The 7,572-nt window shown below is 64.5% G+C and carries 7 protein-coding genes; 3 read left to right on the top strand and 4 right to left on the bottom strand.

Annotated features, from left to right (window positions below):
- Together NS1_RS32450 and NS1_RS32445 are read right to left on the bottom strand one after the other, a co-directional pair.
- Nucleotides 1-1,663 (bottom strand): tetratricopeptide repeat protein (locus tag NS1_RS32450; protein ID WP_157125510.1); only part of this gene is annotated, 1,663 nt, incomplete at its 3' end.
- Nucleotides 1,660-2,034: a hypothetical protein gene (locus tag NS1_RS32445; RefSeq protein WP_157125509.1), complete on the bottom strand. Its 375-nt coding sequence runs from the start codon at nucleotides 2,032-2,034 to the stop codon at nucleotides 1,660-1,662. The genes NS1_RS32445 and NS1_RS32450, both read right to left, overlap by 4 nt.
- Before the next feature lie 601 nt (nucleotides 2,035-2,635).
- On the opposite strand from NS1_RS32445, the gene NS1_RS42555 reads away from it, so the two are divergent.
- From NS1_RS42555 to NS1_RS40480, 3 genes are all read left to right on the top strand, one after another.
- Nucleotides 2,636-2,887 (top strand): GNAT family N-acetyltransferase, encoded by a 252-nt coding sequence (locus NS1_RS42555; RefSeq protein ID WP_373864378.1) that lies wholly within the window; start codon nucleotides 2,636-2,638, stop codon nucleotides 2,885-2,887.
- A 272-nt stretch (nucleotides 2,888-3,159) separates the two neighbouring features.
- A complete protein-coding gene (locus tag NS1_RS40485; RefSeq protein WP_157125508.1) occupies nucleotides 3,160-3,963 on the top strand; it encodes a hypothetical protein in 804 nt (267 codons plus the stop codon).
- Between the two features lie 811 nt (nucleotides 3,964-4,774).
- On the top strand, nucleotides 4,775-4,918 hold the full coding sequence (locus NS1_RS40480) for a hypothetical protein (protein WP_157125507.1): 144 nt from the start codon (nucleotides 4,775-4,777) through the stop codon (nucleotides 4,916-4,918).
- Between the two features lie 174 nt (nucleotides 4,919-5,092).
- Here the strand turns inward: NS1_RS40480 and NS1_RS41035 are convergent, their stop codons facing one another.
- Together NS1_RS41035 and NS1_RS32430 are read right to left on the bottom strand one after the other, a co-directional pair.
- Nucleotides 5,093-5,875, bottom strand: a complete 783-nt coding sequence (locus tag NS1_RS41035) for a MerR family transcriptional regulator (RefSeq protein WP_084504695.1) — start codon at nucleotides 5,873-5,875, stop codon at nucleotides 5,093-5,095.
- Nucleotides 5,876-6,311: 436 nt separating this feature from the next.
- Nucleotides 6,312-7,568, bottom strand: coding sequence for a PucR family transcriptional regulator (locus NS1_RS32430; protein WP_062990659.1), 1,257 nt, complete (start codon nucleotides 7,566-7,568; stop codon nucleotides 6,312-6,314).
- Nucleotides 7,569-7,572 lie beyond the last annotated feature (4 nt).

The raw sequence follows: 7,572 nt of genomic DNA, 5'->3' as shown, positions 1-7,572 counted from the left end.
GACCCACCGATCTGTAGGCGCCGGCGAGGTAGCTGCGGGTGGCCAGGGTGTGGGGGTGGTCGTCGCCGAGGACCCGCCGCCGGTCGGTGAGTAGCTGCTCGAACAGTTCGGCGGCTCCGCCGACCCTACCCACCTGGTGGTAGACGGCGGCAAGGTAGCTGTGGGCGGTGAGGGTGTCAGGGTGGTCGGGGCCGAGATGGTGCCGGTGGTCGGTGACGGTGCGCTCGGCGTGGGGGACGGCGCGTTGCAGGTCGGCCGCATCAGTCAGTTGTCTGGTGGCCCAGCGGCGGGCAGTCAGTATGGCGGCATGAATGTCGGCGCTCAGGGAGGGAGGGCCGGTTGCGACGTGTTCGGCGAGGGTGTCGACGTGGTCGACCAGACGGGCGCCTTCGCTACGGCGCTGGAAAGCCTCGATCGAGTTGAATAGGTGCGGTGCGAGTACCGCGACAGTGTTCGCGGCGATAGTGTCGAGGGTGCCAGCGGCGAAGGCGCGTTCGCGGACCACTCGGGCAGTCAGCCGGTGCATTACCAGCACCCGCCCGCCGGTCGACCACGACACCAGCGACCCCTCAACACAGCGTGTGATCGCCGCGCCTGTCAGTGGGTCCGTGTCCTTTTCCAGCAGTGCGGCTTCCACACCATCGGCCGACAGCATCGCCATCACGCCCACCAGCCACCGCACCCGCCCGTCGAGCGCGGTATCGCCGGTGATGACGGTATCGATCGCGAGCCCCAGCGCCTGGTCCACCGCACGGCCGTAACTGCTGCCGCGCTGGCGAGGCAGCGCGGCAGGGAGCGGCTGAGCAGCCAGCAACTCCTGGTAGCTGTGGTAGTCCAGACGCTGAGCGGTGATGGTGGCCGCGGCGGCTGCCAGAGCCAGCGGCAGGTCTCCCAACTCGGTAGCGAGGGTGTCGGAGCCGGTTGGGTCATCGAGCCCGGTCGCGGTGTGGAGGTAGCCGACCGACTCGGTGCGGTCGAACCCGGTCGCGGCGTCGACCAATTCACCCAGGCCGACGAAGGCGCGGTCGGTGCTGGTGATCACCACCCGCACCCCGCCGCCGGTGGGCAGGAACTCGCTCAGGAAATCCGGGTCGGTGGCGTTGTCGAATACCAACACCCCTGCCAACCCCCGCGCACTGTTGAGGTGGTCGCGCAGCCGCCGCGCCGAGACCAACGAATCTCCGTCCGGGTCGGCCACCTTCAACCTGGTGGCGATCTCGGCCAGCCCGGCCAGGGTGCTGTCGCGGGTCTCCGCACCGACCCAGCCCATCAACCTCGCGGACTCGTCGGTCATGATTTCGCGGGCGTAGGCGGCGGCGACCTGGGTTTTTCCGGCACCACGCATCCCGCACACCACCACCGCCACCTGCTCGCGCATCAAGGCTTCGCGGAGCTGGCCGACCTGGGCACGAGGCACGAAATGCCGGGCAGGGAGCGGTACCGCACCGACCACCAGCCCCGTCGTCTCCGCTGGTGCGGAGGGCGGAGATTCAGTGTCGTACCGGTGAATGTGGACTGTGGTGGTCTCGGTGTGGGAGTTGTCGACGCTGTTGTGGATATCGCGCCCGGCACTCACCTGGTCCAGACCGAGGAATGTGCCCGCGCCAGCCCGGTCAGCGTCGCGCCGCCATGGCCACCAGCGGCCGGTGGGTCGGTGGTTCATGGGTGTGAGGCATCACCGCGGCTGTCGGTGCCGTCGAAGGTCATGTCGCGCCCGGCCTGCAGTCGCCGCCCTCGCACGCCGGGTCCAGTGCCGTGGACCTGACCGAATCGCATGTCCCGGCCCGCGCTCGCATCCTCGACATCCATCCCCGGCATGGGCTCAGGAGCCGGAGCTGAGGGTTGGGCGGCGAACTGCAGCCACAACGACGTGCCGAACGCGGCGACGGTCAGCACCGCCACGGCCACCCACGCCCACATCGAGTGGTCACCACCGGTCGCGTAGTTCACCGCCACCGCCAACCCCGTCGTCACCACCGCGGTCACCCCGGTGGGCACCGCTACCCGCCGCACCACCTGCCACGAAACCGCCACACCGACCTCCACACTGTCGCTAAGTCCACTGATCCTCACATACTGGCCAGGGCGATACCTACTGCTGAGCAACCCTTTTCACATCCCGGACGGTCGTTCAACAATTCCTCAGTCAGCACCGGACCGGCCAGACCGACAGATGGGTTCTGTACCCACTGTCGGCCCAGGCCAGCGTCCCGGAGCTGTGGGTGTGCGCGTGGGGCCGTTGGCGAATATGACTGAGTGACTGGTCAGCCCAGGGTGGACCCTGTGGATCAGTATCCGGTGGCGGTGTCGCGGTTCAACCTCAGCTGACTCCGCGTGACGCTGAGCTTTGGTCGGCAGCGATCCGGGAACTGGTTGTGTGCCAGGGTGTTTAGGCGCTGGTAGTGTCCCTGCATGGCGTACGCGAAGGTGCGACACGTGGTCGGGGAGTGGGCTATCAAGCGGGGCGAGTTCCGAAGCGGAGTAGCCTCACTGTCGAAGAACAAGTAGGTGCTCCATGTTGTCCGTGTTTTATCAGGTCACAGTGCTTGATTCGAGACGGCGAGGGCAAGTGCAGCTGCCCCATACGCAGCACGAACTCGACGAGCGCGGCGACGATCCAGCCTAGGTCCGAACCATGGCAGTCCGACGATGGGCGGCAGGCATCGGCGGCCAGATCCTCCGGTGGGCAGCAGACACTGCGCGGGACCACGGCCGGGGCTTGCTGCGGTTGGACCGCGTGGCCACCAACGACCGGTTGCGTGCCTACTACGAGCGGGCTGGGTTCGTCCATTGCGGCGACGTTCCAGTTGGTGGGGCTCCGGGTCAGCGGCTCGAAGGTGGATCAGTCACGGTTGTCAGCAGATACGAACTGCGGTTGTGCGAATAGCTGCGCGCGGACCAGGGCGACAGCTTGGGAAGCAGGCGAATGAGCGGGAATGGTGGTCTGACCTTGTCTGACGTTTGCTCGTTGGCGCCGGATTTACCGACTTTGACCCTGGCTCGGGGGCACGAATGGGGCACGGAGGGAGGCACCCACCAGTGGAGGACCGGCACGATTGTCCCCGCATCGGCTGAGCTGGGTTGATTGGCAAGGCTTCTCTCCTAGACAGTTGCGGGCATCGGTAGATCCTCCATCGGGGCTGGCCGTAGGATCCCAGGGTGTCGTTCATCATTGACGTGGGCACCAATCTTGTTGCCAACATTGCGTTTTGGATACTGCTAGGTGTTCTATTTCTGGCTGGCGGGCGGACTGTCGAACGAAAGATGGTGCGATTTTTCGGCCTGAGCCGAGGTCGCGTGATCCAGATATATCTTTCGAATCTCGCCGAGCCGCACCCCGACGGCAGGCCTCGATTTACCCTGGGGTTCAGTGAGTTTCAGGCAGTTCAAAGCGTTAATAAACTCTTCGGTGCGGCCCCATTACGGCTTCCCGAACTCGTCCGAGGGCTGGTCGATGGGATTTGGCTTCGCAGGCCAGTGCGCTACCTGGTCGAGGTGAGTCCATCTACCGCCAACGCGACCCAGCTGTCGGACAGCTCCATTGTCGTCGGCAGCAGCACCCGCAACTCGGTTCGACGCTACAGCGTCGATCAGCAGTTGGTCAGAGCGGCGATGACCAGGGAAACCGGCGGATCCGAACCCTGGTACACCGCCGGCGAGGAGATGACAGTTAGCGTTCGTCTGGACGGGGGCAACCTACAGAACGTAACTGCTCGCAAGAATCTGCTGGTCATCGAAAAGGTTCGTGGAAGCGAGCAGGGTGCCGCCAACTTCTACTGCCTCGGGGCTCGAGGAGACTCGTCCTGGGCTGCTGTGGAGTACCTCGCGCGTACTTGGAAACAGCTCGATGCCGAGTTCGGAACCAGCGACTTCGTCATCGTGCTCGGAATACCCTGGGATGCAAACTACCTAACCAGCTATCAGGAACCTGCGCGGATCGCAGGGATCGCATTCTCCGACTAGGGATAGACCACGCCGCGTGCCATCTGATCGGCGGCATAGCGCGAGACTAGGAGGCCAAGGAGGTCAGGCGGCTACTACGTACTTGGCGCTCAGGAAATCCGCAAATGTCGCTGGGCGCCTGGTCACGAACCGTCCGTATCTGCCGAGGTGCGGTCGAGGATCCGGGGTGGACGCTGTGGATCGGTATCCAGCGTCGGTGTCGCGATTCAACCTCAGCTGATACCGCGTGACGCTGAGCTTTGGTCAGGAGCGATCCGGGAACTGGTTGTGCGCCAGGGTGTTCCGGGGCTGGTAGTGTCCCTGCATGACTTACGCGAAGGTGCGATACGTGGTCGGGGAGTGGGCTGTCAAGCGGGTCGAGTTCCGCAGCGGAGTAGCCTCACCGTCGAAAAACAAGTAGGTGCTCCATGCTGTCCGCGTTCTAGCAGGTCACCGGGCTTGATTCGAGACGGCGAGGGCAAGGGCAGACTGCGGTTATGAGTAGTGATCGCAGTCGGTGTGCAGCGGTGGCGCGTAGGTCGTCGTAGCGCAGACTCGGCACGTGTGCGTTCGATGGTGACCACCGCTCCGGAGGCAAGGCACCGCACCGACGAGCACCTGGCCAGGACCGAGCCGGTGACCGTTCGGGCAGTAGCGGGGAGCCGGTTCCGTCCAGCGCCCGTTGCGCAGATAGAGCCAGATCGATTCGCACATACGTTCGATTATCTATCGATCCGTCGGCAGATTCGGTCCGGCCTCGGCCCTGGTCGCTGGTCGCTGGTCGCTACAAGCTCGATGGAACCGTTTGCTGTTCGGCAACGTCTAGCCCGGCATGACACAGACACAGCACGTAGAAGTTCTGCCAGCGCCGCAGTACGAACCGGCGCTGGGATCGGAACCGACCCGCGATACCGCGGCGATCTGGAAACGGTATCTAGCCACTCCGGCGGTGGTCGAGCACGCCGAGGAGCAGTAGTCGGCGGATTGGTGCCCTGCCGTCCGCGTGGGCAAGGCGACGTCACGCGGACGGCAGGGGTCAAGCAATCGAACGTCCGCTCATGCCGAGAAGCGCGCGACCCGATATCGCGCGCTTCCGCTACGGCCAACTCGTGGCATCGCGTGACGCGAAGCCCTTGCGGCTGATCGGGATCTAGACGACTTGGAAGTTCTGACTGGCGATCGTGTATGCGTCGTCTGCCGAGGATCTGTTCAGTGTGAACGACGTCTCGAACGGGCGAGCATCGAGAACTCCGTCCCGCATGAGATTCCCAGTCACCCGTAGAAGCGCAGAGACGTCGGTGTCCGCCTGAACATCGATCGCGTTGACGTTGTACCCGGCCTGTGGCAGGCGGAGGAGCTGTTCGAAGATCGCAGTGGTGCCCACGTACGGAGTGTCCCCGACAGTGAGTCGCGCATCCTCGGCGTACCAGAGCTCTAGTGCGCGTTGTTGGGCCGCGAGCTGCGCAAAGTAAAGGGTAGTGAACGCCTCGGCATTGTCGCGGGTGAAGTATTGCTTGGCAGTGTCGTCGACCATGACAGTCCTCCTGATTAGTGCCAGGAAGTGATCCGCAGAGACTTCGGGCCGGTTCTCGGCCGTCGTCACCAGCGTCGCTACCAGAGCGTGCAGATCTTGTGTCGCGGCCACCTGAGCAGCCAGATAATCGCGATGTGCGACTAGCACTTGCGCCATAGCTACTGCGCCAGTGAGCACTTGCGCGATCTGGTCCAGACCGAGACCCAACTGGCGCAAAGCCAAAACCTGATACAGACGCTGGACGTCGGCTTCGAAGTAGAGCCGGTGACCGGAGCTGGTGCGCCCGGCCGGGCACACCAACCCGATGCGGTCGTAGTGATGCAGCGTGCGCACTGTCAGCCCGGACTTGGTCGCGAGCTCACCGACCTTCCACACCTGCTCGATACCCGTCTCGTCCATCCGCTTCCGTCTCTCACTTCCACCGACGCACCTCGCGCGGGTACCGCCAACGCTATGACCTGACGTTACGTCAGGAGCAAGTCGAAACTCTCCGTTGGATCGCGCTACTGCAACACTGCCGAAGACGTCCTGTATTGCCGCTGGGCGCGCGGTCACGAGCGTCCGCATACGCCGGTGTGCGGTCGAGGATCCAGGGTGGACGCTGTGGATCCGTATCCAGTCTCGGTGTCGCGATTCAACCTCAGCTGATATCGCGTGACGCTGAGCTTTTGGTCAGCACCGATCCGGGAACTGGTTGTGTGCCAGGGTGTTCCGGGGCTGGTAGTGTCCCTGCATGGCTTACACGACGGTGCGGTACGTGGTAGGGGAGTGGGCTGTCAAGCGGGTCGAGTTCCGCTTCAACGTGTGATGTAGCCCCAAAGGCTTTGAGCCTGCATCATCGACGTTGTTGAGCCCCGTCCGGAGAACTGGATGGGGCTCTAGTCGTTTCCCGTGCTCGGGTTGAAGTGGTCGGGTAGGTAACGATGCGCTGGGCGACCCGCGCGGCCATGAGAGTGGAAACGCCGCTGGGCAGCAGGGGGTCGTAGCCGCTCAGTTCGGTGATGCGGCAGAGTCGGTAGGTGACGGTGTTGCGGTGGATGAAGAGTGCCTGGGCGGCGGCGTTGTGATTGAACTCGCTGTCTATGAACGCATCGAGGGTCTCCAGCAGGGCAGGATGATCGGCGAGCGGATCGAGCAGCGCGGCCAGGGCGTTGAGCGTGGCTCCGCCCGCAGCCACGGAGTATTCGAACATCATGTGCCTTCGGGTGCAGATTGTTTCGGGCCGGGCAAGAGCGCGGGCTGTCTCGGCGACGGTGTGCGCTTCGATATAGGCCCCGGGGATGTCCGCCCGGGTGAGGGCGGTCGCGACGCCGATCCAGCATTCGGGCCGAGCAGCCTTGCTGGACAACCCGATACGGCTGGCCAGCGCTGCCGCCGGATCGTCTTCGTCGACCGGGCGCAGAGGGACGAGCGCGATCCAGCCACCGTTGTCGCGGTAGAGGAAGGTGCCCGGGAGCTGCCCGAGCCGGTTGCGTAGGGCGGTGAGCGTGCCGGGCGCGGGTTCGCCGAGCCGTACCGCGGCAACGAGGAACGATTCCGCGATGGGGATTTCGGGTGCGCCTGTCCAGCCGCTGATCTCGCGTCCAGCCAGCAGATCGGCGGCGATCTCGCCTTGGCGTTCCAGGATGTCCCAGCGTGGCTGGCGGCTGTCCTCGATCAGGGCGGTGGCGATGTGTGTGACCACCAGGTTGAGGTAGTTGGTCAGGCGCAGCCCGAGTTCCGGCAGCAGCGGGTACTCGTCCGGTTCGAGGACCGAGATGGACTGACTCCACAGGAATGCGGTACCGACGCGGTAATTGGTCAGGATCTCCTCGAGGGACATACCGTCACGGACCAGCCGCATCGCCCGCTCGACGATCGGGAGGGTGTCTTCTCTGGACAGTTCGTAATCCACGGTGAGCGACCGGAAGAACAGTGCAATGTTGAGTTGGACGCTCGGTACGAAGTCCGCGTCCAGCATGGAGTGGGGCAGCAGATCATCGGCCTTGAGGGCGGCGGCCAAGCCTGCCGCTTGGGCGTGCGTCCGCTCGACCACCTGCTGCCACCGCTTGTCGCGCGCGAGCCCGGGCTCGGGGGAATACATCTGGGTCATGTGC

The organism is Nocardia salmonicida NBRC 13393 (assembly GCF_001613085.1).
In the GTDB taxonomy this organism is placed as follows: Bacteria; Actinomycetota; Actinomycetes; order Mycobacteriales; family Mycobacteriaceae; genus Nocardia; species Nocardia salmonicida.
The sequence above is the reverse complement of the archived record's forward strand: the minus strand, read 5'-3'. Positions and strand labels throughout refer to the sequence as shown.

Bases quoted from the DNA above. Each gene is read 5' to 3' on its own strand.
- NS1_RS41035 (WP_084504695.1), bottom strand. From the start codon at position 5,875: ATGGACGAGACGGGTATCGAGCAGGTGTGGAAGGTCGGTGAGCTCGCG.
- NS1_RS40480 (WP_157125507.1), top strand. From the start codon at position 4,775: ATGACACAGACACAGCACGTAGAAGTTCTGCCAGCGCCGCAGTACGAA.
- NS1_RS32430 (WP_062990659.1), bottom strand. From the start codon at position 7,568: ATGACCCAGATGTATTCCCCCGAGCCCGGGCTCGCGCGCGACAAGCGG.
- NS1_RS42555 (WP_373864378.1), top strand. From the start codon at position 2,636: ATGGCAGTCCGACGATGGGCGGCAGGCATCGGCGGCCAGATCCTCCGG.